Genomic DNA, 24707 nt, shown 5'->3' on the forward strand with positions numbered 1-24707 from the left:
GTGCGACTGATCGTGGAGAACCGCTTCGCCCTGTTCGGGCTGGTCGCGTTGGCGATGGTGACGATGCTGGGCATCGCCTACGTCATCCGGCCGGTCAACGCCGTCCTGGGCGCGAGCGAGCCCGGCACGGTCCGCCCGGACCACTCCATTCGCGTGTGCCCGGCCCCGCACGAGTCCGCCGACGACGCCGACAGCTCGATCCGCGCGTTCGCGCCCCGGGTGGACCGCGACGACGTGGGCTCCCTGCGGGCCGCCCCGGTCCCCGCGGTGGGCGAGCCCGACGAGGACGCGGAGGAGTCGGCGGAACCCACCGACGAGGCCGTGGACGCGTCGGCGGCCGACCGCACCCTCGGCGACGAGCTCACCGAGCCTGGCCTGCTCTGGGACACCGACACGGGCACGGAGACCGACCCCGTCGCGCTGCACGCCGATGGCGCCCTGGCCTCCGGGCTCGACGCCGCGCAGGTCACCGTGTCCGACGACGAGGTCACCGAGGTCCGCTGCCTGGAGCCCTCCATCGGCACCTGGTTCGCCCTGCCCGGCGGAAACGACCCCGACGACGTGGCGGTGGACTCCCTCACCGCCCACCTCGCCAATCCCGAGGACTCGCGCGCCACCGTGAGCGTGGACGTGTTCACCCTCGAGGGACCCTCCTACTCCTCCGAGAGCCGCGGCATCGCCCTGGCTGCGGGGGAGTCCACCGAACTCGACCTGACCGAACTCGTCCAGAACACCGGCGCCATCGGCGTCCACGTGCGCACCAGCACGGGCCGGGTGGGCGCCGCGCTGCTGGCCGAGCACTCCTCCGGCGCCACCGACTGGGTCCCGCCCACGACGGACCCGGGCGTGGAGCACGTCATTCCCGGAGCGCTCGGCGGCGAGGGCACACGCCGGCTGTACGTGGCCGCGCCGGGTGACGCGCCCGCCGAGGTCCGGGTCCACGTGGTCCGCCCCGAGGACGCGGACGAGGAGGAGGCCACCGGCACGGCGGAGGAACCGCTCGTGCTCGACGTCGCCCCCGCCGCGTCCGCGTGGCTGACGCTGGAGACGGCGCTGGACGGCGAGCCCGGAACCGTGGTCGTGGAGTCGGACGTGCCCGTCGTCGCGGGAGTCCTCGCCGAGATCCAGGACTCCGGCGGCGACGTCGTCGAGACGGCCTACTCCGCCGCCGTCGAGCCGCTGGCCTTCCCCCACGACACGACCGCCGTCCTGGCCAACGTCCCCGAGGACGTCGAGACACAGCTGGTCCTGGGCGCGGTGGACGCGGACGTGTCGATGATCGCCACCCCGATCGGGGCCGACGGCACCCAGGGCGACGCCGTGAAGATCACGGTCGGCGCGGGCACCACACGCGTGTTCGGCACCGAGGACGACGCCTGGGAACGCCCGCCGGGGACCGACCCGGAAGACGCCTACGCGGTCCGCCTGGAGCTGCTGGAGGAGTCCGCGGGCTCGGTGCACGCCGCCCGCGTGCTGCGCTCGGGGGAGGCGCTCAGCGTCGCTCCGGTCCATCCGGCACCCGTTCGGGTGGAGCTGCCGGTGGTCCGCGACAGCATGGTCGGAGTTGTGTGAGGGTTGGGTTGGGGTTGGGTTGGGTTCGGGGCGAGGGTTCGGGGCGCTTGACGCCGGGTCCTTCGTCGTCGCTTGCGCCTGCGCTCGTTCCTCGCTCCGGCTTGGCTCCTCCTGTAGGCACCGGCGCGCCCCTCACCCCTGTGTTTTCTTTGGGCCGCCGCTCGTTCCTCGCTTTGGCCCGTGCGGGGGCCGCACGGGGTTCCTCGTCGTCGCCTGCGCTCGTTCCTCGCTCCGGCTCCTCCCACGCAACCCCGCACACCCCCCGCAACCCCCCTGTGGTCCCCACACCTGTAGAGGCTTCAAACCCCCACGGGCACACCGAGCAGGGACGCCCCACGCCCACCCCCCGGAAGGCACCGAAGGCACATACGCAGACCCCATGTGCCCCAGGCCCAGGGGGTCGACGCCGCACGACACGGCCTACCTCAACCCCAAGGGGTGACAGGTAGGCCATCGCGCATCGGAGGCCACAAGGGGTTGAAGCAGCACGAAAACGGCCTACGTTCACCCGAGGGGGGGTAAAGGTAGGCCGTTCAGTGTTGGGGACCCCTGGGGGGATGAAGCCTCTACAGGTGAGGGGACCGCTGGGGGGTTCGCGAGGGGCGCGCCAGTGTTCTGCAGGAGGAGACGGGGCCGCAGCGAGCCTGCGAGCAAGGCAAGTCGACGACGAAGAACACTGGCTACTCGGCGCCCCGAGCACGGGCCGAAGCGAGGAACGAGCGGCGGCCCCAGAAAAGCACGAGGAGGGCGCCGACGCGTCCTGGAGGGCCTGGAGGTGCACTCCCGAGGAACGAGGGAGTGCACCGGAAGGACCGAAGGGCGCGTCTTCCGGGCGCACGAGCACGGGCCGAAGCGAGGAACGAGCGGAGGCCCCAGAAAAGCACAGCAGCTAGCTCTCCGGGTCCACCGACTCCGGCTCCACCCCCAGGAGGTTGGCGACCTCCTCGACCACGGTCTCGTGGACGAGCAGGGCCATCTCCTCGGGATCCTTGGTGCGGATCTCCACCGGGCGCCGGTAGACCACGATGCGGGCGCGGCCCGCGGGGTCGGTGTCCAGGCGGGAGAAGGGGATCGCCTCGGTCGGACGCTCGCCGGGCGGGATCGGGGGGACGTCCTCGACGAGGAAGTCCACGTTGGCCAGCTCCCGGGCCCACAGGCGCTCCAGGCGTTCGACCGCGTCCAGGACAAGGTCGTCGAAGGCCTGCGCTCGGCTACGGAATACCGGCAGGTCAGAGGGCACGAGAGGACCGCGGATGCCTCGGCCGCGGCGGTCCCGGCGCCGCACTCGGTCTGGTTGGCCACTGGAAAGGCGCACTCGTCGCACACTTCGAGACTAAGCCATCCCGGGCCCCGCGCGTAGTCCCATGCGTCTCGAACGTGGACTCGTGCCAGAGGCGGATGCACGGGGCACCCCGGACACGGTGCGGGATCGGGAACGCGGACGTGGTGCGGACATGACCCGAAACGGCCCGGTTCATGGCACGAAGCTGGCGTGTCCCTCGGTAAGGGCATACAGTCAGTGGCTGTGAGCCCAGTTCGACGCTGCTCCCGTACCGCGTGCAGACAACCAGCCGTATTCACGCTCACGTACGTCTACGCGGACTCGACGGCCGTCCTCGGACCGCTCGCCGCCTACGTGGAGCCGCACTGCTACGACCTGTGCGCCATGCACGCGGAGCGGTTGACCGCCCCGCGCGGGTGGGAGGTCGTACGCCTGCCGGTGGAGACCTCGGGCGGAGGCCCCGGGAGCGACGACCTGGAGGCGCTCGCCGACGCCGTGCGTGAGGCCGCCCGCCCGCCGGCGCGCCGCGAGCCCGACGAGGCCGTCGGCGAGGGCGCCGAGACCCTGCGCCGCGGACACCTGCGCGTGGTCCGCTCCGACCCCGGCCGGGGCGAGCCCGGCCCGCCCCGCAGGCCCCGCGACTGACCGGACGCGCACCGTCGCCGTCGGTGGTGCCCCTGGGGGGCCGCGGGGACCGCTTGCTAGTTTTGTAGCGCGCGCGGACCCGTCCGTGCGCGGGACCGAATCTGGAGCAGAACCGACTGGGCCGGAGCAGACGTGGCTGATCTCGGAAGCATCTTCAAGGCGTACGACGTGCGCGGGGTGATCCCGGACACCTTCGACGCGGGTATCGCCCGCGCCATCGGAGCGGCCTTCGCGCACGTGGTCGGCGGCCCCGCGGTCGTCGTCGCACACGACATGCGCCCCTCATCGCCGGAGCTGGCCACCGCCTTCGGGGAGGGTGTCACCTCCCAGGGCGTGGACGTGGTCTTCACCGGCCTCGGCTCCACCGACCTCCTGTACTACGGCTCGGGGCAGCTGGACCTGCCCGGCGCCATGTTCACCGCCAGCCACAACCCCGCCGAGTACAATGGCATCAAGATGTGCCGGGCCGGCGCGGCGCCCATCAGCTCCGACACCGGACTCGACGAGATCCGCCGGCTCGCGGAGAAGGGAGTGCCGGCCCACGACGGCCCGCGGGGCTCCGTGACGGAGAAGGACCTGCTGCCCGGCTACGCCGCCTACCTGCGCGACCTGGTCGATCTGTCCGGGATCCGCCCGCTCAAGGTCGCCGTGGACGCGGGCAACGGCATGGGCGGCCACACGGTGCCGGCCGTCCTGCAGGACGGCGGCCTGCCGCTGGAGATCCTGCCCCTGTTCTTCGAGCTGGACGGCACCTTCCCCAACCACCCCGCCAACCCCCTCGACCCCGACAACCTGGTCGACCTCCAGGCCAAGGTGCGTGAGTCCGGGGCCGACATCGGCCTGGCCTTCGACGGCGACGCCGACCGCTGCTTCGTCATCGACGAGCGGGGCGAGGCCGTGCCGCCCTCGGCCATCACCGCCCTCGTGGCGGCCCAGGAGCTGGAGCGCGAGCCCGGCGCGACGATCATCCACAACCTCATCACCTCGGCCGCGGTCGCCGACATCGTGCGCGAGCGCGGCGGCGTGCCGTTGCGCACCCGTGTCGGCCACTCCTTCATCAAGGCGACCATGGCCGAGACGGGCGCGATCTTCGGCGGCGAGCACTCCGCCCACTATTACTTCCGGGACTTCTGGAAGGCCGACACCGGTATGCTCGCCGCGATGCACGTCCTGCGGGTCCTGGGGACGGACGACCGTCCGCTCTCCGAGATCACCCGGGAGTACACGCGCTACGCGGCCTCCGGCGAGGTCAACTCCAGGGTCGACGACGCCCCCGGCCGCATGGCCGCGGTGCGCGCGGCCTTCGAGGGCCGCGAGGGCGTCACGATCGACGAGCTCGACGGCATGACGGTCGCCCTGCCCGGCGGCGCGTGGTTCAACCTGCGCGCCTCCAACACCGAGCCGCTGCTGCGGCTCAACGTGGAGGCGGCCGACGATGCCCAGGTGGCCGCGCTGCGCGACGAGGTCCTGTCCATCGTCCGAGCCTGACCGGGCATCATGGAGGGATGGGCGCGGGCCGCAGGGTTCCGCGCCCGTCCGGCTCCGCCGGCACCACGGCTCCGGCTTCGACGGCCGGGGCACCATACGAGGAACGAGAACGATGAGCACGAAGATCGACGACTGGCTCCTGGAGATCCTGGCCTGCCCGCAGAGCCAGGCCCCGCTGCGCCACGACCCCGAGACCGACGAACTCGTCTGTGACGAGAGCGGCCTCGCCTATCCCATCAGGGACGGCATTCCGGTCCTGCTGGTCGATGAGGCCCGAAAAATCGGTTGAGGTCGGAGGGAACGTTACGGACGTTTCGGCAGTCATATCGGGAGCGACAGGGGACGAGGTGTCCCTTTCGGACGTGAGGGACCGCGCCGCGGTATTCCCCACAACCCGTACCCTGGTGCTGCGCCCCGCCAAGACGACCTCCCTGGAGGACACAGATGCCCGGTCCCGAATCGCTACGGCCGAGCGACCCCGCATCGTTCGGTGAATACAGCGTGACCGGACGCCTGGGAAAGGGCGGCCAGGGCATCGTCTACCTCGCGGAGGACCCGGACGGCGAGGAAGTCGCGGTCAAGGTCCTCAACGACCAGTGGTCCCAGGACACCGACCTGCGCAAGCGGTTCGAGAAGGAGGTCCGCGCAGCGCAGAAGGTCGCGTCCTTCTGCACCGCCGCGATCATCGACGCCCAGCTCGACAGCGACCCGCCCTACGTGGTCAGCGAGTTCGTGCCCGGCAAGGACCTGCAGGAGACCATCGCCAAGGGCGCCACCCAGAAGGGCTCGCGCCTGCAGCGCCTGGCGGTCTCCACCGCGACGGCGCTGGTGGCCATCCACAAGGCCGGGATCGTCCACCGCGACTTCAAGCCCGGCAACGTCCTCCTGGGCCCGGACGGCCCGCGCGTGATCGACTTCGGCATCGCCCGGGTCGACGACGGCACGGCCACCATGACCAACTCGATCGTCGGTACGCCCTCCTACATGGCGCCCGAGCAGATCGAGGGCCGCGGGATCACCGACAAGTGCGACATCTTCGCCTGGGGCTGCGTCATCGCGTTCGCCTCCACCGGCAAGGCGCCCTTCGGCGCCGACACCGTGCCGGCGGTGGTGCACCGGGTCGTGAGCGCGCCGCCCGAGCTGGACGGCATGGACGAGGCCCTGCGCCCGATCGTCGAGTCCTGCCTGGACAAGAACCCCGACAACCGCCCCAACGCGCAGACCCTGCTCATGCGCCTGCTGGGCCACGACGGCCCGGCGGACGACTCCGCCGCCGACGACGCCCTCAAGCAGGGTGAGCAGATCGCCCAGACGGGGCTGATCACCGGCGGCCAGATGCCGCCCATGCGGCCCCAGGGACCCCCGCAGCCGCAGCCGCCCCACCCCCAGCAGCACGCCACCGGCGGGCACCCCCCGATGACCTCGGACCCCCGCATGGGCCAGCACCCGGGGATGTCCAACCCGCGGCCGGGCCAGATGGGCCACCCCGTGAGCTCCGACCCGCGCCACGGGTTCGGCGGCCACCCTGGGGTCTCCAACCCCCGGCCCGGCACCCCGGGGATGCCCGGAGTTCCCGGAGCCCCCGCCGGCTACCCCCAGCCGCGGCCCGCGCCGCACGTGGCACCGCACGCGGGCAACCCGCTCGCGACCGGGATGAACCCCAACCAGACCTTCGCGCGTCCCGGGATGCAGCACCCCCGGCCGCCCGTGGAGCAGAACTCCGTCCTCCAGCAGAGCTGGGTCATCCCGGCGGTGCTGATCACGATCGTGATCCTGGTCCTGCTGATCGTGATCCTCTCGATCGCCTAGGACGGGCGCCCGCGTCCCGGCCATGGCCGGGGTTTCGCAGGGCGATCGCCGCGCTGGGGGTCCGTCACGCCGGCGACGGACCGGGAGTCCGTCACGCCGGAAGGCCGTCTCAGACGCGGGTGAGCGCCTGCATGGAGCGGGAGAGTGCCTCGTCGACGAGGTCGCGCACCTGGGGCCAGCGGTCGTCCGCGCAGTCGGTGGGGATCACCGTGACGCTGTCCTCCCCGGTCATGTCCAGCGCGTCGCGTACTCCCTCGGCGGTGGCCAGGCGGGCGTTGGCGGTCACCGCGAGCACACCGGTCCGCGGGTGCCCGATCTCCTGGACCACCACGGCCAGGGTCAGCGAGGCGTCGCCGACCGCCAGCTCCAGCACCGTCCACCAGTGCGCGGCCCCCGGGGTGAGCACGGTGGGCGCCGCGGCGGCGGCGCCGGCGGCGTCGGCGGACGGGGCGTCCGCGCCCCCCGAGCGCACCGACGCGCGGGCTTCGGGATCCATGGAGCGCAGGATCAGGGACACCGACTCCGCGCGTGAGTGGAGGTAGTCCTGCAGGCGTCTGCGCAGCACGGCGGCCAGCGGCGGGATCGCGGACCGGGGCTGGGGCACGGCATCGGAGGTCCAGCTCAGCTCGTCGCGCAGGGCACCGGTCACCAGGCGGGCGAACCGGCCCACCAGGGTGACGAAGGCGTCGTCCGGCCGGGCCGGCTCCGACGCCGGGTCCGGCAGCAGCGGCGGGAAGTCCGCGCGGCGCAGCACCAGGGACGCCAGGACCCACGGCAGCACGTACGGGGACCGGTCGCGGGGCGCGTCCGACTCGTCCAGCTCGGTCAGCACGGCCACGCACTCGGCGTAGGTGTGGGCGGCCCGCACCACCGGGTGCGCCGGGAGCGCGGCGGCCGCGGCCAGGCGGCGGGCCCGGTCGGCGCCGAGCTCGCGCCGGGGCGAGCGGGAGGCGCAGCCGTCGGGCAGGGCGGCGGCGTCGTGGTTGAGCTCCTCGACGACCTCGGGGGTCACGGGGCGACCGGACATCCGGTCGCCGGAGGCGGACTCCAGCAGCGACTCCAGGGCGGGGCCGCCGCCCATCTGCCGGACGCGGTGGTGCACGGACGCTCGCCGCGCGGCTCCGCGGGCGTCGCGGGACTGGCCCTGGCGGTGCTGGGCCCAGATCGCCCGGAGCCGGTCAACGTCCATGAGGTCATCGCGCACGCGCTCCGGGAGACGGTCCGGGGCCGCGCTGCCGCTAAGGGTATCCACGTCAGACTCCGTAGCCCGTGCGCTCCACGCCAAAACCTGTCCGGGGGACCCATCTGTGGCCGTGACCGGACGCGCACGGGTGTGAACCCCGCGTCGTGTCCGGCGTCGGGGTCGCGGAACCCGTGCTGGTGGGTCCGGTGGGGCCGGGGTTGCGAGGTCCCGGGGCCGGTGGGCCCCGTGGGGCCGGGGTCCGGCTCAGCGGCGCCGGTCCTGGAGGAGCCGCATCGCCTTCTGCTTGTCGAAGTCCAGCGCACGGGTGGGCGCGGCCGCCAGGCGTCCGAGGCGCTCGCCGTGCTCGCGCACGCGCGCCAGCACGTCCGGTTCGGCGAGCACGCGCAGGGCGAACGCCAGCGCGGCCGGGGGGATGTCGAACTCGCGTTCCAGTTCCAGGCCCGTGGCGATCGTCCGGAGGTCCTCCTCGGTGAACCTGCGGTGCCGGTGGCCGCGCCCGGTCGGCTGCTCCTGCGTGCGGGGCAGCAGCCCGAGACCCTCGCGGTAGCGCAGCATGCGGGCACTGGTGCCGACCTGTTCGGCGGCCGTCGAGATCGGGACGGGCCCGGCCGTCCAGGCGGAGCGGTCGGGTGAGCGCGGGGCGTCGTCTCGGGCGGCCATGAAGGCGACACTAATCGAAACCCGAGACCAAGGTGGGCAAAGCTGACACTTGATTGTCAGCTTTGTGCCGTGGCGCTGTGTGCGGCTCTAGAATCATGGCGCAACCACGATGACGAGTGAGGAACGCATGGCTTTCGACTTCAAGGTCGCCGATCTGTCCCTGGCCGAGTTCGGCCGCGACGAGATCCGGCTCGCCGAGCACGAGATGCCCGGACTCATGGCCACCCGCGCCGAGTACGGGGACAGCAAGCCGCTCAGCGGCGCGCGCATCATGGGCTCGCTGCACATGACCGTGCAGACCGCCGTCCTCATCGAGACACTGGTCGCCCTGGGCGCCGAGGTGCGCTGGGTCAGCTGCAACATCTTCTCCACCCAGGACCACGCCGCGGCCGCCGTCGTGGTGGGCCCCGACGGCACTCCCGACGACCCCAAGGGCGTCCCCGTCTTCGCCTGGAAGGGGGAGACGCTGGAGGAGTACTGGTGGTGCACCGAGCAGGCGCTCACCTGGCCCGGCGCCGAGGGCCCCAACATGATCCTGGACGACGGCGGCGACGCCACCATGCTCGTCGTCAAGGGCGCCGCCTACGAGAAGGCCGGCGCGGTGCCGGACCCGTCCACGGCCGACAGCGAGGAGTTCGCGGTCGTCCTCGGCCTGCTCCAGAAGAGCCTGGCGGCCGACTCCGGCAAGTGGACGAAGATCGCCGCCGGCATCCGCGGCGTCACCGAGGAGACCACCACCGGCGTGCTCCGCCTCTACGAGATGCAGCGCGACGGCACCCTGCCGTTCCCGGCGATCAACGTCAACGACTCCGTCACCAAGAGCAAGTTCGACAACAAGTACGGCATCCGCCACTCGCTGCCCGACGGCATCATGCGCGCCACCGACGTCCTCATCGGCGGCAAGGTCGCCGTGGTCTGCGGTTACGGCGACGTCGGCAAGGGCGCGGCCGAGGCGCTGCGCGGCCAGGGCGCCCGCGTGATCGTCACCGAGATCGACCCGATCAACGCCCTCCAGGCGGCGATGGACGGCTTCCAGGTCACCACCCTGGAGGACGTGATCGACACCGGTGACATCTTCATCACCACCACCGGCAACTTCAACGTCATCATGGCCGAGCAGATCACCCGGATGAAGCACCAGGCGATCGTCGGCAACGTCGGCCACTTCGACAACGAGATCGACATGGCCGGCCTGGCGAAGGTGCCCGGCGTCACGAAGAAGGAGATCAAGCCGCAGGTCCACGAGTGGACCTTCGAGGACGGCACGTCCGTCCTGGTGCTCTCCGAGGGCCGACTGCTCAACCTGGGCAACGCCACCGGCCACCCCAGCTTCGTGATGTCCAACAGCTTCACCAACCAGGTCATCGCGCAGATCGAGCTGTTCACCAAGCAGGACGAGTACCCGGTGGCCGTGTACACGCTGCCCAAGATCCTCGACGAGAAGGTCGCGCGGCTGCACCTGGACGCCCTGGGCGTCAAGCTGACCACGCTCACCAAGGAGCAGGCCGACTACATCGGCGTCGACGTCGCGGGCCCCTACAAGGCCGACCACTACCGCTACTAGGGCGTGTTCCGTGGGTGCCGCCCGTCGCGAGCGGCGGTCCAGTGCGGGTATCGCAAGGCCGAAGAAGGAGTCAGGGTGGTTCCCCTGTTGACTGATGAGAACGCAGCGAGAGCCGTGCGGGGGCGTCGCGCAGTAGGGCGAGTACCCGCGGTACACGCCCTGGCAGTCGGGTGCACATGACCGAGCCCTCACACGAGGTGGCGGACCTCGGCCTCGCCGAGGCCGGGGTCCGCCGGGTGGACTGGGCCGAGCGCTCCATGCCGGTGCTGCGCAGCGTGCGCGAGCGCTTCGCCGTCGAGCGGCCGCTGGAGGGCCTGCGGATCGCGGCGTGCCTGCACGTGACCGCCGAGACCGCGAACCTGCTGCGCGCGCTGCGGGCGGGGGGCGCGGAGCTCGCCCTGGCCGCGTCCAACCCGGTGTCGACCCAGGACGACACCGCCGCCGCGCTGGTGTCCGAGTACGGGGTGTCGGTCCACGCGTGGGCGGGCATGGACCCCGTCGCCTACGACCGCAACCTCGTCACCGTGCTGGAGACGCGTCCGCACCTGTTGCTGGACGACGGGTGCGACCTGGTCAACACGGTCCACTCCGACCGCCCCGACCTGCTGGAGGGCATCGTCGGCGGCTGCGAGCAGACCACCACGGGGGTCATCCGGCTGCGCAGGATGAGCGCCGAGGGCGAACTGCGGCTGCCGATGGTCGCCGTGAACGACACCGCGACCAAGCGCATGTTCGACAACCGGTACGGCACCGGGCAGTCGACCATCGACGGCATCCTGCGGGCCACCAACGCGATGCTGGCCGGGCGCACGGTCGTGGTCGCGGGCTTCGGGTACTGCGGCCGGGGACTGGCCGAGCGGGCCCGCGGGATGGGCGCGCGCGTCGTGGTCACCGAGGTCGACCCGGTCAAGGCCCTGGACGCGGTGATGCAGGGCTACACCGTCACGACGATGGCACAGGCGGCCCCGGTCGGGGACGTGTTCGTCACCGTCACGGGCAACAGGGACGTGATCGGCGCCGAGCACCTGGAGCGGATGAAGGACGGCGCGATCCTGGCCAACTCCGGCCACTTCGACCTGGAGATCGACCTGGCCGCACTCGACGCCCTCGCCGTCACGGTGAACCGGGGCGTACGGGAGCAGGCGGACGAGTACGTGTTCGCCGACGGCCGCCGCGTCCTGCTGCTGTCGGAGGGGCGCCTGGTCAACCTGGGCGCCGCCGAGGGGCACCCGGCCGCGGTGATGGACCTGTCCTTCGCGGTGCAGGCCCTGACCACGGAGTGGCTGGCCCGCTCGCACGCCGGCCTCGCTCCGGGCGTGGTGGACGTTCCGGCCGAGACGGACACCGAGGTGGCCCGGCTCGAACTGGCCGAACTGGGCGTGGGCATCGACGCCCTCACCCCGGGCCAGGAGGCCTACCTCAGCTCCTGGCGCCCCTGACGGCCCGCGGGCCGGTACGGCCGTCGGACGCCCGGCTACTCCGAGGAGCGGCGGGCGGATTCGGCCCCGATCGGCCGGCGGCCCCGGGTGTCAGTACCGGGGCCGCTGCGCGGTGTCCATGTGGCGCCGGCGGCGCTCGGCCAGGACGGCGGCCAGGAAGTAGGGCGGCGTGGTGCCGGGCGGCGGTGGCGGGCTGATTTGAGCCGCCACCTGGTCGGCCAGGCGGGCGCCCATCTCGTGCCGGGTGTGCTCGGCCAGTTCCTGGTAGCGCAGCACGTACTGGCGGGCGGCCGCGGCGGTCTCGTCGGCCAGGCCGGACAGCTCCGCGTGGGCCGCCCACCCTGCGAGCTGCTGCGGCATCGGGATGTGCTCGCTCCTGCGGCGCCCGGTGCGCTCCTCCACGACCATGGTTCCGGCCACGAAGTCGCCCACACGGCGCCCGTCCCGGTTGATCATCGACGTGATCAGGGCGATGACCCCGGTGAACATCCAGATCTCCACGAACCCGGCCAGAGCGCGCCCGAGCGCCTGGCGGAACCGTTCGGGGGAGCCGTCGGTGCCGACCACGCGCAGGCCCATGGCCATCTTGCCGAGGGAGCGGCCGCGGGAGATGGTCTCGAACGCCGTCGGGTACCCGACCAGGATCAGGATCACACCGGCGAGGGAGACAGCGCTGGTCGCGGCCACGTCCACGCCGAAGCTCATCCAGGCCACCAGCACGATCAGCACGGCCAGGCCGATCAACTGGACCAGGGCGTCGATGGCGATGGCCGCGGCCCTCGTGGCGAAGCCGGCGGGCCTCAGATCGAGGACCACCGCGTCACCCGTGACCAGCGGGGTGACGCCGTAGACGTCGCCACCGGTCTCACCGCCTCCGGGGTAGGACACCAGCACACGCTCCCTTGAGGGCCGACTGCAATCGTCCTCTCGACATTACCCGGCACTCATCAGGCACGTTCGCACCGGCGGTCACGGGCGGAGACCGATCCAGTAGGGTCCAATGCGTGGATATCGACGTCTTCGCCGCGGCGCACGCCCGGGAGTGGAAACGACTGGACGACCTGGTGCGCAGACGCCGGTCGCTGCGGGGGGAGGAGATCGACGAACTCGTCGACCTCTACCAGCGGGTGTCCACGCACCTGTCGGTCGTGCGCTCCTCCGGCCAGGACCCGGCCCTGGTGGGCCGGCTGTCCACGCAGGTCGCCCGTGCCCGGTCCGCGGTGACGGGCGCGCACGCGCCCGCCTGGCGCGACGCGGCGGGCTTCTTCACACGGGTCTTCCCCGCGGTGCTCTACCGGCTGCGGTGGTGGTGGATCGGTGTGTCCGCGGGCACGGTGCTGCTCTCGACGGCCGTGGCCGTGTGGATGGTGACCAACCCGGACGTGATGCACGCGGTGGGCACGCCCGAGGAGATGGCCCGCTACGTCGAGCACGACTTCGCGAACTACTACGTGGAGAACCCGGCCGGGTCCTTCGCCGCCCAGGTGTGGACCAACAACGCGTGGGTGTCGGCGCAGGCGATCATCTTCGGCGTGGCCTTCGGGCTGCCGACCCTCTACGTGCTGGCGATGAACGGGGTCAACCTCGGTTTCGCGGCGGGGATGATGATCGGCCACGGGCGGGGAGAGCAGTTCTTCGGACTGATCCTGCCGCACGGCCTGCTGGAGATGACGGCGGTGTTCGTGGCGGGCGGTGTCGGCCTCAAGCTGGGGTGGACGATCATCGCGCCGGGCGACCGCACCCGGATGCGCGCCCTGGGGGAGGAGGCCCGGGCGGCCCTCGCGGTGGTGCTGGGGCTCGTGGTGGTGCTGTTCGTCTCGGGGCTCATCGAGGGCTTCGTCACGGGCTGGGTGCACACCACGTGGCTGCGCATCGGCATCGGCGTGCTCGCCGAGGCGCTGTTCCTCGCCTACGTGTTCACGGTCGGCCGCCGGGCCCACCAGGAGGGCGAGACCGGCGACATCGAGGACGCCCCGGCCGCCGTCCCGGTCGGCTGAACCCCCGCACCGCAGGGGCCTCCCGTGCCATCATCGGCCGTCTGGACGGCAGCCCCCAATGGTTCAAGAGTTCGTACAGCGGTTTCGCGGAGAACTGTGTCGAGGTGGGCTTCACCCGACTCCCGGGAACGGTGGTACGGGACAGCCGGGATCGGGACGGTGTGACCCTGGGATTCGGATCACGTGAGTGGTCCGGCCTGGTGAACCTCCTCGTGCCCTGGCGGGGAGAGCGGACACAGTGACTCGTCAGCCCTCCCGGAGCCGCCGCTGGGCCTTCTCCCACCACTCGCGCGCGGCCTGTGTCGTGGGGTGGTCCTCGCCCAGGATCCGCACCCGTTCCCTGAACGCTCGCCCGAACCCCTTCTCGGCCCTGGTGTGGTCCCCTCGTTCGAATGCGTTCCTGGCCACGTAGAACTCGCTCGACACCGTCACCGGATGCCTGGAACCCAAGACCTCCCTGCGTACCCGCAGCACGTGTCGGAACCCCTCCTCGGCCGCTTCCAGGTCACCCCTGAGCATGCGGACGTAGGCGAGGTTCTCCAGCGCCTGCAACGAGGTCGTGTGATCTTCCGGTGCCGCTTCCGCCAGTGCCTCCCACACAGCACGGAATCCCTCCTCGGCCGTATCCAGATCCCCCCGCAGCCCCGCCATGAGGGCGAGTTGGTGGCGCGTGGTCAGAGTCTCGGGGTGAGTGGGTCCGAGCGATTCCTCGCGGACACGGTGCACCGCCCGGTAGACCGCTTCGGCCTCTTCGATTTGCTCCTGAGCCCGGAAGACGTCGCCGACCGCGTGCTGCGCCCGGAGTGTGGCGGGGTGTGATGCCCCCAAGGCCCCCACGGCCTCCTCCACGGCTGGTTCGAGCACGCTGAGGGCCTCGTCGGTGAAGTTGAGCAGCATCAGACTGCGGGCACCGGACACGATGCTGTCGATCACGGCGGGATCGGCCCGGAACCGCAACCGGAGATAGAGGTCGGTGACCGTGGATTGGGCACGCAGCTCGAAGCCGAGGTCATGATCGCGCTGGAGGGCCAGTAGCCGCTCGGCCTCCTCCACCAGGGGCAGGTCCGACTCCCCGAACCTGGCGCGTACGGTCTCCGAGACCAACGGATGCAGGCGCAGAGCCGTTTCGCCCTGGGGAGAGACGACGCTGATCAGCCCGTGCACGACCAGCGCGTTGACGAGGCGGGCGAGCTCTGCTTCGCTCAGGCGCCCGAGAACACCGGCGCCCAGTTCCGTGATCGGCAACCTGCGCAGGGGGATCTCACTGGCGAAGGGGCCGAGTACGGACAGCAGCCGTAGAAGGACGGCGGCTTTCGGCTCGTTCTCCGATACCAACCGCAGGGACAGCTCCCACACCCCGGACAGCAGCGTTCGCTCGGTGTCGCCGCCACTGACGAGAGGCGCGGCCAACTCGTCCAGTTTCGACACGCCCTGGTCCAGGCCGTGTAGGAGCGCCCGCGCGTCGGGGAACAGCACCTGATGCGTCGCCAGGATGCGTCCGGCCAGGAAGAGCGCCAACGGGACTCCGCCCAGACGCTCAGCGAGTGCGCGGGCTCCGGGGAGGCCGACCAGACCCGCATGGTCGGAGAGTGCCCCGGTCGCCGCGTCGCCGTCCAGCTGGCCGATCCGATGGACCCGCGCCGGCGCCCACTGTGCGGGATCGTCCACACGGCTCGTGACCAGCACGAACCCGCCGGGACTCGCCCGCATCCAGCCCAGCTGGTCGCCGGGGCGGTTCTCCGGATCCAGTTCCTCGGGACGGTCCGCGTTGTCGATGACAAGCAGCCACGGCCGGGGCGCATTGTCCAGGTGTCGCCACACCCACCGGGCCGCCTGGCGCCGAGTGGGCCGTACCCGATCGGCCTCCGCCCGGGACCCGCCCACCTCGACCGCGGCCTCCAGCATGCTCGCCGCGACACTGCCCGGCCGCACCCAGAACACCGTCCAACCGTCCGCGCGCGCCTGCTCGGCCAGAGCGGCGGCCACGGTCGTCTTGCCGAACCCGCCGGGTCCGGTGAGCACGTGGGGGACGGGCGCGCCCACCTCCATGGCCGCACCGAGCTCCGCGAGGAGTTCATCCCGGCCGCGCACGGCCGTGGCGAGACGGGGCGGGTCCAAAGACACGTCGGAGAGCGGCGCCGGGGGTGCGGGCGGGACGTTGATCGTCACACCGCCGTGGATGTTCCTGGCCTGAACCAGTTGGCCGGACACGGCACCATGGACGGCGTTGTCATGAGCGTCGGGGGGAGAGACCATGCCCACATCCTGCCTTGCCGGGCACAGACCTTCGAGTCTCTTCGTGGTGCGCATGTGATACTCGTCCGAATGGTGACGATTGGCACTGGAAAGAGACAAAAGTCGGCATTATCGTCGCTCCTGGCCGACTGGACCGTAGGAGTGCCATGACTCACAGACGAAGTCGATCCGCGTCGACAGGACTGCGTTGGCGCAAGTCGTCCTACAGCCGGGTCGAGTCCACCTGCGTGGAGATCGCCCAGAGCGACGGCTGCTTCTGCGTCAGGGACTCAACGCATACGGAACTCGAGATACTGAGCTTCCCCACCGGTGAGTGGCACTCGTTCGTGAAGCCGTTGTCGGGAATGCCGGGCACGACTGGGTGAACCGCTATGAGCGGCGCTGCCTGGCGGTACTCCACAGCGCCCGCCAGGAGGACGGCGGAGACGTACTGAACCACATGCTGTTGACCGGACTCGCTCACGAAATGCGGGTAACCCTACTGACGGTGGGGGCGTTCGGCGACTTCGGTCAGGTGGACGTGGTCACACTGCCCAGGAGCGGGGGGCCGGTGGGAGCCACGCAGGCGCGTATCGCCCTGAGAGAGGCGATAAGTCATGCCGGACCGGCCGGCATCGGTCTACCCTCGGATCCCCGGCACTTCGAAGTCGTACTCGGATCCGGGTGGATCTCAGGGGAAGCAGCAAACCTCGTCCGCAGGGCCTACTACCCGTCCGCGATCACGGTCAACGGGCTCCACATCGATCCCGTAGGGGTCGGTCGTGCACAAGGTGACGCTGTGAGCGGTCGCGTCATGGCGCGAACCCATAGGGAGGTCTTCAAGGCGTCCGACATGGTATTCGCGCCCGGACCCAAGGCCGCGCGTGATGCTCGATGGCTGCTGGGGGAGGAGCATCCTCTCTCCCGGACCCTCGTCCATGAGCTGATCCCTGGCGTCACACCCGCAACTCCCGCCTCGAAGAGGAGGGGGGATTCGTTCGAGATCCTCATGCTCGGTCGGGTCGAGGACAGGAACAAGGGCGCACTGGACGTGGCTCGGGCGGTGGGCGACCTGCTCCGTTGGAGCGACCAGCGGGTGCGGCTGACCCTCAGGGGCGTGCCGCCCGCGCAGGTGCCCTCGTTCCAGGCGTTCATGGAAGGCGTGGTCGGGGAGGCCGGAGCGGCCCGCGTTCTCCCCTTCACCACGCAGCGGGCGCGGATCGGCGCTGACATCGACGCGGCCGACGCACTGATCACCGCCTCCGAGACGGGGGCTTACGGACTGGTGGCCGGAGAGTGCGCCGCACGGGGCAAGCCGTTCCTCGTGGCCCGTGGGAACGGCAACGGGTTCGTGGAGCTCCTGACCTGCCGCAGAGAGATGACTGCCGGGAGCGCGTTCGTGGTCGAGGACAGCGGCACTGTCTCCTCCTACGGGCGGATCATGGGGCCGGCACGTCCGTACGCCGGCCCGCGCCATCGAGTGCTGGCCCACGCGATCGCCCGCCTCGTGGACGACTACGACCGCATGGCCGGGCACGCCCGGAACCTGCGGAGTGCGCTCGCCGCCTACACCCCCGCGAACATGGCCCAGGCGTTCGCCGAGGCCGTTCAGAGAGCGGTGGTTGGGGACCGCCGCCGACCAGACAGGCGCCCGGCGGCCGACTCGTCAGCGCGCCGAGCCTCCCTGCGGTCAGCGTGTCGGGGGGAGAAGCCGTGCCCTCAGCATGACTGTCGGAGCAGCCAGGTCCGAGGTACCGCGTGGAGCTCTAGGGGCCCTTCAACCTGTCCACCGTGGTCGTGGCGCCCACCTCGACGAGCGTCGGCCTCGCGCTGTTCCGGCCCGAGGCCAAGTGGCCGACGGCACGGCCACCTGAGTGCTCGTCGACCAGAGGCGCTCTGTCGACCGTGAGATCCGGCTGGGGGGCTTCGCCGGGCGACTGGAGCCCCAGGAAATTGACGAGGTGGACCACGCCTGCCGTCTCATGCTCGGTCTCCTGTGAGCGGACAGGCCCGCCGATGCGATCGTGCGCCCGGCGGGCGCGCCCCTACAACCGCCCCTGGGCCTTGAGGTTGATGTAGGCGTCGGCCAGGGCCGGCGCGATGTGCTCCGGGTCGGCGTCGACCACCTCCACGCCCAGCCGCCGCAGCTCGGCCGTCACCCGGCGGCGCTCGTCGAGCGTGCGCTCGGCGGACGCGGCCCGGTACACGGCATCGGCGCTGCCCCGCTCCTCGGCCATCGCGTCCACCGCCGGGTCGCGAACCGCCGCCACCATGAGCAGGTGGCGCGAGGTCAGCGCGGGCAGCCGGGGCAGCAGCCCCTCCTCCAGCGCCGCGGCGTTGAGGTCGGTCAGCAGCACCACCAGCTTCCGGGCCCGGCCCTGGGTCCCCAGGATCGTGCCCACCATCCCCGCCGGGTCCGACTCGACCAGCTCCGCCTCCAGCGGCGCCATCGCCTCCACGATCCGCCCGACCTGGCTGCCCTTGCCCGACGAGCGCACCTGCGCCCGCGTGCGCCGGTCGTAGGCCAGGAAGTCCACCCGGTCGCCCGCCTTGCCCGCCAACGCGGCCAGCAGCAGCGCGGCGTCCATGGCGTGGTCCAGACGCGGGGTGTCGCCCACGCGCCCCGCCGACGTCCGGCCCGTGTCCAGCACGATGAGGATGCGCCGGTCGCGCTCGGGCCGCCAGGTGCGCACCACGACCCCGTCGCCCCGGGCGGTCGCGCGCCAGTCGATCGACCGGACGTCGTCACCGGGCACGTAGTCGCGCAGCGAGTCGAACTCACTGCCCTGTCCGCGCACCATCGCCGTGTGCTGGCCCTCCAGCTCCCGCAGCCGGGACAGCTTCCCCGGCAGGTGCCGACGGCTGTGGAACGGCGGCAGCGTCCGCACCGTCCACGGCGCCGACAGCGTCCTCTGCCGCCCCGCCAGTCCCAGCGGACCCACACTGCGCACGGTCAGGCCTGCCGCCCGGGCGTCGCCCCGGCGCGTGGGCGTCAGCGTCGTGGTCACGCGGCGCCGCTCGCCCGCGTCCACCGCCAGGGCCCGCGAGCGCGGCGACGCGTGGGCGCTCGGCGGCCAGGCGTCGCGCACCGACCCCCGCAGCCGCCGCCGCGACGGGTTGGTCAGCGTCACGGACACGGTCGCGGAGTCGCCCAACCGCAGAGAGGTGTCGCCCTCCCGCGACAGCCGCAGAGCCCTGGGGCTCGCGGCCAGCAGCACGTCCAGCACGATCAGGGCCACCAGCAGCCCCATCGCCACCGCCGTCACGACCGCCCCGAGGTCGCCCGAGATCGCCACCGCCGCCACGCACACGAGGGCCAGGAGCGCGGTGCGGCCGGTGACCACCATCAGCGGGGCACCGGGACGGAGGCGAGCACACCGTCCAGGATTCCGTCGCTGGTCGCGCCCTCCAGCTCGGCCTCGGGCCGCAGCGCGATCCGGTGCCGCAGCGTCCCCTTCGCCAGCGCCTTGACGTCGTCCGGCGTCACGTAGTCGCGCCCGGTCAGCCACGCCCACGCCCGACTCGTGCGCAGCAGCGCCGTGGCACCGCGGGGGGACGCGCCGAGCTGCAACGACGGCGACAGGCGGGTCGCCCGGCACAGGTCCACGATGTACCCGAGCACCTCGGGGGCCACCCGCACCCGCTCCACCGCCAGGCGGGCCGCCTGCAGCTCCGCGGCCCCGGCCACGGCACGCACACCGGCACCGGCCAGGTCGCCCGGGTCGAACCCCGCCGCGTGGCGGCCCAGCATGTCCACCTCGGCGGCGCGCTCGGGCAGCGGAATGGTCACCTTGAGCAGGAACCGGTCCAGCTGCGCCTCCGGCAGCGGGTACGTGCCCTCGTACTCGACCGGGTTCTGTGTGGCGGCGACCATGAACGGCTCCGGCAGCGCCACCGGGCGCCCCTCCACCGTCACCTGGTGCTCCTCCATGGCCTCCAGCAGCGAGGCCTGCGTCTTGGGCGGGGTCCGGTTGATCTCGTCGGCCAGCAGCAGGTTCGTGAAGACCGGCCCCTTGAGGAACTCGAACTTCGCCGTGTTCTGGTCGTAGACGAGCGAGCCCGTCACGTCGCCCGGCATCAGGTCGGGGGTGAACTGCACCCGCTTGTTGTCGAGGGACAGGGCCGCGGCGACCGTGCGCACCAGCAGTGTCTTGGCGACACCGGGCACACCCTCCAGCAGCACGTGGCCGCGGCACAGCAGTGCCACGACCAGGCCGGTCACCGTCTCGTCCTGACCCACGACCGCCTTGGCCACCTCGCGGCGCAGGTCGGTCAACGCCGACCGCGCCGCCTCGGCGGATGGCAGTGCCTCGGGTGTGAAGGCGCTCACGTGCGGTCTACCTCTCTCGTGGAACGGATTGCGTGCGGGACCGGGTCACCGCAGCCGCCGGGATCGGGCGTCCAACTCGTCGGCCAGGCGCACGAGCGCGCCGTCGTCGGCGGTGAACGGGTCGGGGTCGGCGGGGTGGAGCAGCGCGGACAGCACCGCGGGATCGTCGCCGGTACGGGCGGCCAGCGCCGAGACGACGGCGTGCTCGCCCGCGTCGGCGGCCAGGCCGAGCTTGGGCACCGTGCGGTCCAGGAAGCCCGTGCGCATCGCCAGCGCGGCGCGATCGCGGGCCTTGCGCGAGCGGTACAGCGCGGCACGGCCCCGGGTGGTCTCCGCGGCCTGCACCGCGACCGGCAGCGACTCCGGGACCAGCGGGCCCATCCGCCGCCCCCGCCACAGGGCCAGCAGGCCCAGCGCGGCCACGAGCGGAACCAGCGACCAGCGCAGCCCCGCCGGGACGAGTTCGGTCAGTGTCGCCGAACCCTCCTGCTGCGGCGGGTCGGGGCGCAGCCACACCACGTTCTCCGCCGCCATGAGGTTCAGCGCCAGGGCGGCGTTGCCCTCCACGTCGAGCTCGGTGTTGGTGAGCGGTGCGCCCGTGCCCAGCACGGTGGTCGTGGACGTGCCGTCGTCGACCCGGATCAGGGCCTCGCCCGAGCCCGCCGGGTAGCAGCCCACCGCACCGGACTCCTCGGGCGCGCCGTAGAGCTCGCCACCGACCTCGGCGTCGCCCGCGGCCACGGCCTCGGTCATGGTGCACAGCGGCGCCAGGGTCTCGTCCGGATCGGCGCGCCCGGTGACGTCGACGCCCGGCGCGAACGCCTCCAGGGACCGCAGCGTGGGCTGCACCAGGACCGTGTCGGTCTCCAGCGCCGCCAGGGAGTCCAGCTCCCCGGGCAGGAGCCGGTGGTCGAGGAACACGACCAGGACACTGTCCTCGCCGGCCTCGGCCAGAGCGTCCTCGGCGTCCTCCGAGGAGCGCACCACGTCGACCTCGCGGTCCTGTTCGAGGACGCGGACCAGCGCACGCGCGCCGTCGGGGGAGACGCTCTCCGGCTCCAGGTAGCCCTCGGGGTACTGCTCCGTGCCCAGCGACAGCAGCACCGCCACCACCACCAGAGCCGTCATCAGCACGAGCGGTACGCGGACGGAGCGCCACAGGCGCGCGATCGCCGAGCCCGACGGCGGGCGGCCTGCGCCCGCGGCGGTGGCGGGGGGCGGCGGGACGGTCGCGGTCACGGGTGCGCCTCCTCGGCCTGTGCGGGCCGGGCGGCACGCAGCCGCCCGTCCAGCTCACGCAGGACGCGCGCGGAGTCCGCGGTCGCCTCGCGGTCGCCGTAGGCCACGTCGTTGAAGATCGAGGCGCCGTCGTGCAGCGCCGACGCCTCCTCCGGCAGCACCGCGGCGGCCTCCGCGGCCAGCTCGGTGGCGGTGCGGCCCACGCGGGGCGTGATGACGGCCCGGTCCTCCAGGTCCACGCTGATCGCGCGGAGGCGTTCACTGACGGCCTCCGCGTACGCGCCCCGGGCCTCGTGGGCGTCCGCGGCGGCGCGGTGGTCGGCCGCCGACAGCGGACGGCCCTCGTGCACGGGGACGCGCCGCGCACGGCTGCGCGACGGCCGCAGATAGACGATCAGCCAGACCACCAGGGCCGCGACGACCACCAGCAGGGCGACCAGGTACCACTGGCCGGACAGGACGCCGCCGCCCATGTCGGCCAGGCTCGCCAGCAGCTCCGAGAACCAGGTCCGGAGGCGGTCGAGGAGGGAGGGCTCCCGGGCTCCGTAGAGCGGGTCGCTGAGCTCTTCCAGCGCGCGCCGGCGCCCCTCGTCGCGGGTGACCTCCAGGTCGGCTGCGAGGTGTGGTGTCACGCCCGCGGCTCCGGGAGGTAGATCTCCGGGCCCACCTCGTGGCCCGCCTGGGAGGCGGTGTGCAGCTTCAGGTCCAGGCCCTCGCGGCGCATCCGCAGGTCGATGTAGAGCAGCGTGGTCACACCCACGGTGAAGGGCGTGGTGAACGAGGAGATCAGGACGGAGCCCACGTAGATCACGGCGCCCGCGGCGACGGGGACCCAGGCCGCACCGGGGAAGATGAACGAGGGCAGGATCGACAGCAGCGTGAACGGGGTGGTCAGCAGCTGGCCGACCACGCCGACCAGCAGCATGGTCAGGAGGAGGATCCCGAGCACGCGCCACCAGCTGCCCTGCGTCAGGCGCCAGGACCGCGCCAGCGCCTGCCCCGGGCTCAGGCGCTCCAGGACGACGACCGGCATGGCGAAGTAGATGCGCACGGAGATCCAGGCGGCCAGTACGAGCCCGCCGAGCAGGCCGATCACCACCGTCAGGACCATGACCACGGCTCCGGCCGCCTCCGCTCCCGAGGACAGGAGCGCGAAGCCGGCGACGAAGCCGACCGCGATGAGGCCGAACACGACGACCGACAGGCCGAAGAAGATCGCCAGCTGGAGCAGGGCCAGCCCGGCCACCGCGCCCAGCCGGGGCTTGGCGGCGGCCCACGCCTCGGACGGGCTGAGTTTGCGGCCCAGGACGGCCAGGCCGATCGCGCAGGTCAGCAGGCCGGTCAGCACGATGGTGCCGGCGTAGCTGATCAGCGAGCCCCCGTAGAGGGCGACGATCGACCACGTCGAGAAGGGCAGGGGGTCGTCGGGATCGATCGAGTTCGGGTCGGTGAGCGCCTGGTCCATGAAGCGGCCGTAGTCGGACATGTATCCGCCGAAGCCGATGGAGCTGACGATGCTGGCGACCGCCATGACGATGATGGACACCCCGACGAAGGTCTTCGGGTTGTGCCGGATGAGGCTGAAGGCGCCGTTGAGCAGGTCGCCGACGGTCATCGGCCGCAGCGGGACGACACCGGGCCTGGGCGCCATGGCGGGCCGACCCGGCCCGCCGCCGTAGCCGGGGCCCGGGGGGTGGCCCTGGCCGGGGTGCCCGTAGCCGCCGGGGGCCGCGTACCCGGGCGCGCCCCACTGGCCCTGGGCCTGGTGTCCGGCCGCCGCGTAGGACCCGCCGCCGGGCGGGGCGAAGCCCTGGTGGGCGTTCTCCGGGGTGCCCGAACCGGGTGCGGCGAAGCCGGGCTGCGCACTGTCGGCCGCGTACCCGCCGGGTGCGGTGAAGCCGTGCTGCCCGCTCTCCGGCGAGTCGCCACCCGGAGCCGCGAAGCCGGACTGCGCGCCCTCCGGCGCCTCGAAACGGGGTGCCCCGGACACGGTGCCCCCGTCCCCGGGGGAGGACGGCTCCGGCGCGGGGCCGGCCTCGGAGTCCGCGGCCCCAGGCGTGTCCGTCCGCTCCTCGTCCGAGCGCTCGGTAGCCGCCTCGGGTTCGTCCCGACGGCCGTCCTCCTGGGTCATCTGGCCCCGCCCTCCGTGAGGTTCGGTTACGCTGCGCGAGCGTCTTCGCGCGATTCCGGTCGTGCTGGAATCCAACCTACCGGCCGGTTCCCTCGGCTATTGGCGGGTTCGGGGCCCACACCGGTACAACCGACGCACTTCATTCCTTTTGTATGCTTTCTGTTACCAACAGGCTGAATCCATGAACGGGTCGGAACCGCACACGGCCAGCGCCGACGTCGCGGTTGGCCGACATCGGCCTCCACGGGGCCGAACACCTTCGACCACTCTCCCAACGGCGCCGAAAGGTGGCAAGGTTGGGGGAACGCGTTCGGTTTCCCTGCCTCGGGGAGCAGGATCCGGACCACCAAGACGCTCGACAGTTCCAGGAGAGAGGAGTAGGCACCGCGGGGCCCGCCCACGAAGCGGTCGCGCTGCGTGCCGGATACGCCGATGAAGGGACGTGTACTGGTTGTCGACGATGACCTCGCCCTCGCCGAGATGCTGGGCATCGTTCTGCGGGGCGAGGGGTTCGAGCCCTCGTTCGTGCATGACGGCGACAAGGCGCTGGAGGCCTTCCGAGAGACCAAGCCCGACCTGGTGCTCCTGGACCTGATGCTGCCCGGTGCCGACGGTATCGACGTGTGCCGACAGATCCGCGCCGAGTCCGGCGTGCCCGTCGTCATGCTGACCGCCAAGACCGACACCATCGATGTCGTCCTGGGCCTGGAGTCCGGTGCCGACGACTACATCGTCAAGCCGTTCAAGCCCAAGGAGCTCGTGGCCCGCGTCCGCGTGCGCCTGCGCCGGACCGAGGAGCCCGCTCCCGAGGTGCTGCAGATCGGCGACATCACCATCGACGTCGCCGGGCACGCCGTGCGCCGCGACGGCGAACAGATCAGCCTCACCCCGCTGGAGTTCGACCTCCTCGTCGCGCTGGCCCGCAAGCCGCGCCAGGTGTTCACGCGCGAGGTCCTGCTGGAGCAGGTCTGGGGCTACCGGCACGCCGCCGACACCCGCCTGGTCAACGTCCACGTGCAGCGGCTGCGTGCCAAGATCGAGAAGGACCCGGAACACCCCGAGGTCGTCGTGACCGTCCGCGGTGTCGGCTACAAGGCCGGTACCGCCTGATC

General features: G+C 72.0%; 22 protein-coding genes. 12 read left to right on the forward strand and 10 right to left on the reverse strand.

What is annotated here, in order from left to right; genetic code table 11:
* Positions 1 to 1572 carry a DUF5719 family protein gene (locus tag HNR10_RS21680; protein ID WP_179826384.1) on the forward strand — a complete coding sequence of 524 codons (1572 nt, stop codon included), beginning with the start codon at positions 1 to 3 and terminating at the stop codon, positions 1570 to 1572.
* 889 nt (positions 1573 to 2461) lie between these two features.
* Here HNR10_RS21680 and HNR10_RS21685 read toward each other — a convergent pair.
* Positions 2462 to 2857, reverse strand: coding sequence for a metallopeptidase family protein (locus HNR10_RS21685; RefSeq protein WP_179826385.1), 396 nt, complete (start codon positions 2855 to 2857; stop codon positions 2462 to 2464).
* 240 nt (positions 2858 to 3097) lie between these two features.
* On the opposite strand from HNR10_RS21685, the gene HNR10_RS21690 reads away from it, so the two are divergent.
* From HNR10_RS21690 to HNR10_RS21705, 4 genes are all read left to right on the forward strand, one after another.
* Positions 3098 to 3499: a DUF3499 domain-containing protein gene (locus tag HNR10_RS21690; RefSeq protein ID WP_179826386.1), complete on the forward strand. Its 402-nt coding sequence runs from the start codon at positions 3098 to 3100 to the stop codon at positions 3497 to 3499.
* A gap of 132 nt (positions 3500 to 3631) precedes the next feature.
* Positions 3632 to 4987, forward strand: a complete 1356-nt coding sequence (locus HNR10_RS21695) for a phosphomannomutase/phosphoglucomutase (protein ID WP_179826388.1) — start codon at positions 3632 to 3634, stop codon at positions 4985 to 4987.
* A 112-nt stretch (positions 4988 to 5099) separates the two neighbouring features.
* Positions 5100 to 5276, forward strand: a complete 177-nt coding sequence (locus tag HNR10_RS21700; RefSeq protein ID WP_082376097.1) for a Trm112 family protein — start codon at positions 5100 to 5102, stop codon at positions 5274 to 5276.
* A gap of 155 nt (positions 5277 to 5431) precedes the next feature.
* A complete protein-coding gene (locus HNR10_RS21705; protein ID WP_179826390.1) occupies positions 5432 to 6796 on the forward strand; it encodes a protein kinase domain-containing protein in 1365 nt (454 codons plus the stop codon).
* Positions 6797 to 6905: 109 nt separating this feature from the next.
* Here the strand turns inward: HNR10_RS21705 and HNR10_RS21710 are convergent, their stop codons facing one another.
* Together HNR10_RS21710 and HNR10_RS21715 are read right to left on the reverse strand one after the other, a co-directional pair.
* Positions 6906 to 8048 (reverse strand): hypothetical protein, encoded by a 1143-nt coding sequence (locus tag HNR10_RS21710; RefSeq protein WP_179826392.1) that lies wholly within the window; start codon positions 8046 to 8048, stop codon positions 6906 to 6908.
* A gap of 195 nt (positions 8049 to 8243) precedes the next feature.
* Positions 8244 to 8660 (reverse strand): MerR family transcriptional regulator, encoded by a 417-nt coding sequence (locus tag HNR10_RS21715; RefSeq protein WP_179826394.1) that lies wholly within the window; start codon positions 8658 to 8660, stop codon positions 8244 to 8246.
* 127 nt (positions 8661 to 8787) lie between these two features.
* On the opposite strand from HNR10_RS21715, the gene ahcY (HNR10_RS21720) reads away from it, so the two are divergent.
* Together ahcY (HNR10_RS21720) and ahcY (HNR10_RS21725) are read left to right on the forward strand one after the other, a co-directional pair.
* On the forward strand, positions 8788 to 10224 hold the full coding sequence (gene ahcY, locus HNR10_RS21720; protein WP_218897930.1) for an adenosylhomocysteinase: 1437 nt from the start codon (positions 8788 to 8790) through the stop codon (positions 10222 to 10224).
* 176 nt (positions 10225 to 10400) lie between these two features.
* Positions 10401 to 11663, forward strand: coding sequence for an adenosylhomocysteinase (gene ahcY, locus HNR10_RS21725; RefSeq protein WP_179826398.1), 1263 nt, complete (start codon positions 10401 to 10403; stop codon positions 11661 to 11663).
* Between the two features lie 90 nt (positions 11664 to 11753).
* Here the strand turns inward: ahcY (HNR10_RS21725) and HNR10_RS21730 are convergent, their stop codons facing one another.
* The gene (locus tag HNR10_RS21730) at positions 11754 to 12557 is read right to left on the reverse strand and encodes an RDD family protein (RefSeq protein ID WP_179826400.1); all 804 of its coding nucleotides are present in this window, start codon (positions 12555 to 12557) and stop codon (positions 11754 to 11756) included.
* Between the two features lie 110 nt (positions 12558 to 12667).
* Here HNR10_RS21730 and HNR10_RS21735 point away from each other — a divergent pair, with 110 nt between their 5' ends.
* Positions 12668 to 13660 (forward strand): stage II sporulation protein M, encoded by a 993-nt coding sequence (locus HNR10_RS21735; protein WP_179826402.1) that lies wholly within the window; start codon positions 12668 to 12670, stop codon positions 13658 to 13660.
* 41 nt (positions 13661 to 13701) lie between these two features.
* Positions 13702 to 13902, forward strand: a complete 201-nt coding sequence (locus HNR10_RS30855; RefSeq protein WP_218898875.1) for a DUF397 domain-containing protein — start codon at positions 13702 to 13704, stop codon at positions 13900 to 13902.
* Between the two features lie 4 nt (positions 13903 to 13906).
* On the opposite strand, the gene HNR10_RS21740 is transcribed toward HNR10_RS30855, so the two are convergent.
* Positions 13907 to 15916: a tetratricopeptide repeat protein gene (locus tag HNR10_RS21740; protein WP_179826403.1), complete on the reverse strand. Its 2010-nt coding sequence runs from the start codon at positions 15914 to 15916 to the stop codon at positions 13907 to 13909.
* A gap of 146 nt (positions 15917 to 16062) precedes the next feature.
* On the opposite strand from HNR10_RS21740, the gene HNR10_RS21745 reads away from it, so the two are divergent.
* Together HNR10_RS21745 and HNR10_RS21750 are read left to right on the forward strand one after the other, a co-directional pair.
* Complete coding sequence (locus HNR10_RS21745) at positions 16063 to 16281, forward strand: DUF397 domain-containing protein (RefSeq protein WP_179826405.1); 219 nt, start codon at positions 16063 to 16065, stop codon at positions 16279 to 16281.
* Positions 16230 to 17804 (forward strand): glycosyltransferase family protein, encoded by a 1575-nt coding sequence (locus HNR10_RS21750; RefSeq protein WP_179826407.1) that lies wholly within the window; start codon positions 16230 to 16232, stop codon positions 17802 to 17804. Before HNR10_RS21745 ends, HNR10_RS21750 begins: the two co-directional genes overlap by 52 nt.
* Positions 17805 to 17940: 136 nt before the next feature.
* On the opposite strand, the gene HNR10_RS21755 is transcribed toward HNR10_RS21750, so the two are convergent.
* From HNR10_RS21755 to HNR10_RS21775, 5 genes are read right to left on the reverse strand one after another with little or no spacing between them, the layout of a single operon-like run.
* Entirely contained in the window at positions 17941 to 19242 is a 1302-nt protein-coding gene (locus HNR10_RS21755) for a DUF58 domain-containing protein (protein ID WP_179826409.1), read from the reverse strand.
* Positions 19242 to 20225: an AAA family ATPase gene (locus HNR10_RS21760; RefSeq protein ID WP_179826411.1), complete on the reverse strand. Its 984-nt coding sequence runs from the start codon at positions 20223 to 20225 to the stop codon at positions 19242 to 19244. Before HNR10_RS21760 ends, HNR10_RS21755 begins: the two co-directional genes overlap by 1 nt.
* A gap of 45 nt (positions 20226 to 20270) precedes the next feature.
* Positions 20271 to 21464: a DUF4350 domain-containing protein gene (locus tag HNR10_RS21765; protein WP_179826413.1), complete on the reverse strand. Its 1194-nt coding sequence runs from the start codon at positions 21462 to 21464 to the stop codon at positions 20271 to 20273.
* Positions 21461 to 22096 carry a DUF4129 domain-containing protein gene (locus tag HNR10_RS21770; RefSeq protein WP_179826415.1) on the reverse strand — a complete coding sequence of 212 codons (636 nt, stop codon included), beginning with the start codon at positions 22094 to 22096 and terminating at the stop codon, positions 21461 to 21463. The genes HNR10_RS21765 and HNR10_RS21770 overlap by 4 nt, the downstream gene beginning before the upstream one ends.
* The gene (locus HNR10_RS21775) at positions 22093 to 23595 is read right to left on the reverse strand and encodes a glycerophosphoryl diester phosphodiesterase membrane domain-containing protein (RefSeq protein WP_246406353.1); all 1503 of its coding nucleotides are present in this window, start codon (positions 23593 to 23595) and stop codon (positions 22093 to 22095) included. Before HNR10_RS21775 ends, HNR10_RS21770 begins: the two co-directional genes overlap by 4 nt.
* Before the next feature lie 432 nt (positions 23596 to 24027).
* Between HNR10_RS21775 and mtrA the strand changes: the two genes are divergently transcribed.
* Positions 24028 to 24705 (forward strand): MtrAB system response regulator MtrA, encoded by a 678-nt coding sequence (gene mtrA / locus HNR10_RS21780; RefSeq protein WP_053615570.1) that lies wholly within the window; start codon positions 24028 to 24030, stop codon positions 24703 to 24705.
* Positions 24706 to 24707 lie beyond the last annotated feature (2 nt).

This window comes from Nocardiopsis aegyptia (genome assembly GCF_013410755.1).
GTDB lineage: Bacteria > Actinomycetota > Actinomycetes > Streptosporangiales > Streptosporangiaceae > Nocardiopsis > Nocardiopsis aegyptia.

Bases quoted from the DNA above. Each gene is read 5' to 3' on its own strand.
- HNR10_RS21700 (WP_082376097.1), top strand. From the start codon at position 5,100: ATGAGCACGAAGATCGACGACTGGCTCCTGGAGATCCTGGCCTGCCCG.
- HNR10_RS21705 (WP_179826390.1), top strand. From the start codon at position 5,432: ATGCCCGGTCCCGAATCGCTACGGCCGAGCGACCCCGCATCGTTCGGT.
- HNR10_RS21715 (WP_179826394.1), bottom strand. From the start codon at position 8,660: ATGGCCGCCCGAGACGACGCCCCGCGCTCACCCGACCGCTCCGCCTGG.
- ahcY (WP_218897930.1), top strand. From the start codon at position 8,788: ATGGCTTTCGACTTCAAGGTCGCCGATCTGTCCCTGGCCGAGTTCGGC.
- ahcY (WP_179826398.1), top strand. From the start codon at position 10,401: ATGACCGAGCCCTCACACGAGGTGGCGGACCTCGGCCTCGCCGAGGCC.
- HNR10_RS21740 (WP_179826403.1), bottom strand. From the start codon at position 15,916: ATGGTCTCTCCCCCCGACGCTCATGACAACGCCGTCCATGGTGCCGTG.
- HNR10_RS21745 (WP_179826405.1), top strand. From the start codon at position 16,063: ATGACTCACAGACGAAGTCGATCCGCGTCGACAGGACTGCGTTGGCGC.
- HNR10_RS21755 (WP_179826409.1), bottom strand. From the start codon at position 19,242: ATGGTGGTCACCGGCCGCACCGCGCTCCTGGCCCTCGTGTGCGTGGCG.
- HNR10_RS21775 (WP_246406353.1), bottom strand. From the start codon at position 23,595: ATGACCCAGGAGGACGGCCGTCGGGACGAACCCGAGGCGGCTACCGAG.
- mtrA (WP_053615570.1), top strand. From the start codon at position 24,028: ATGAAGGGACGTGTACTGGTTGTCGACGATGACCTCGCCCTCGCCGAG.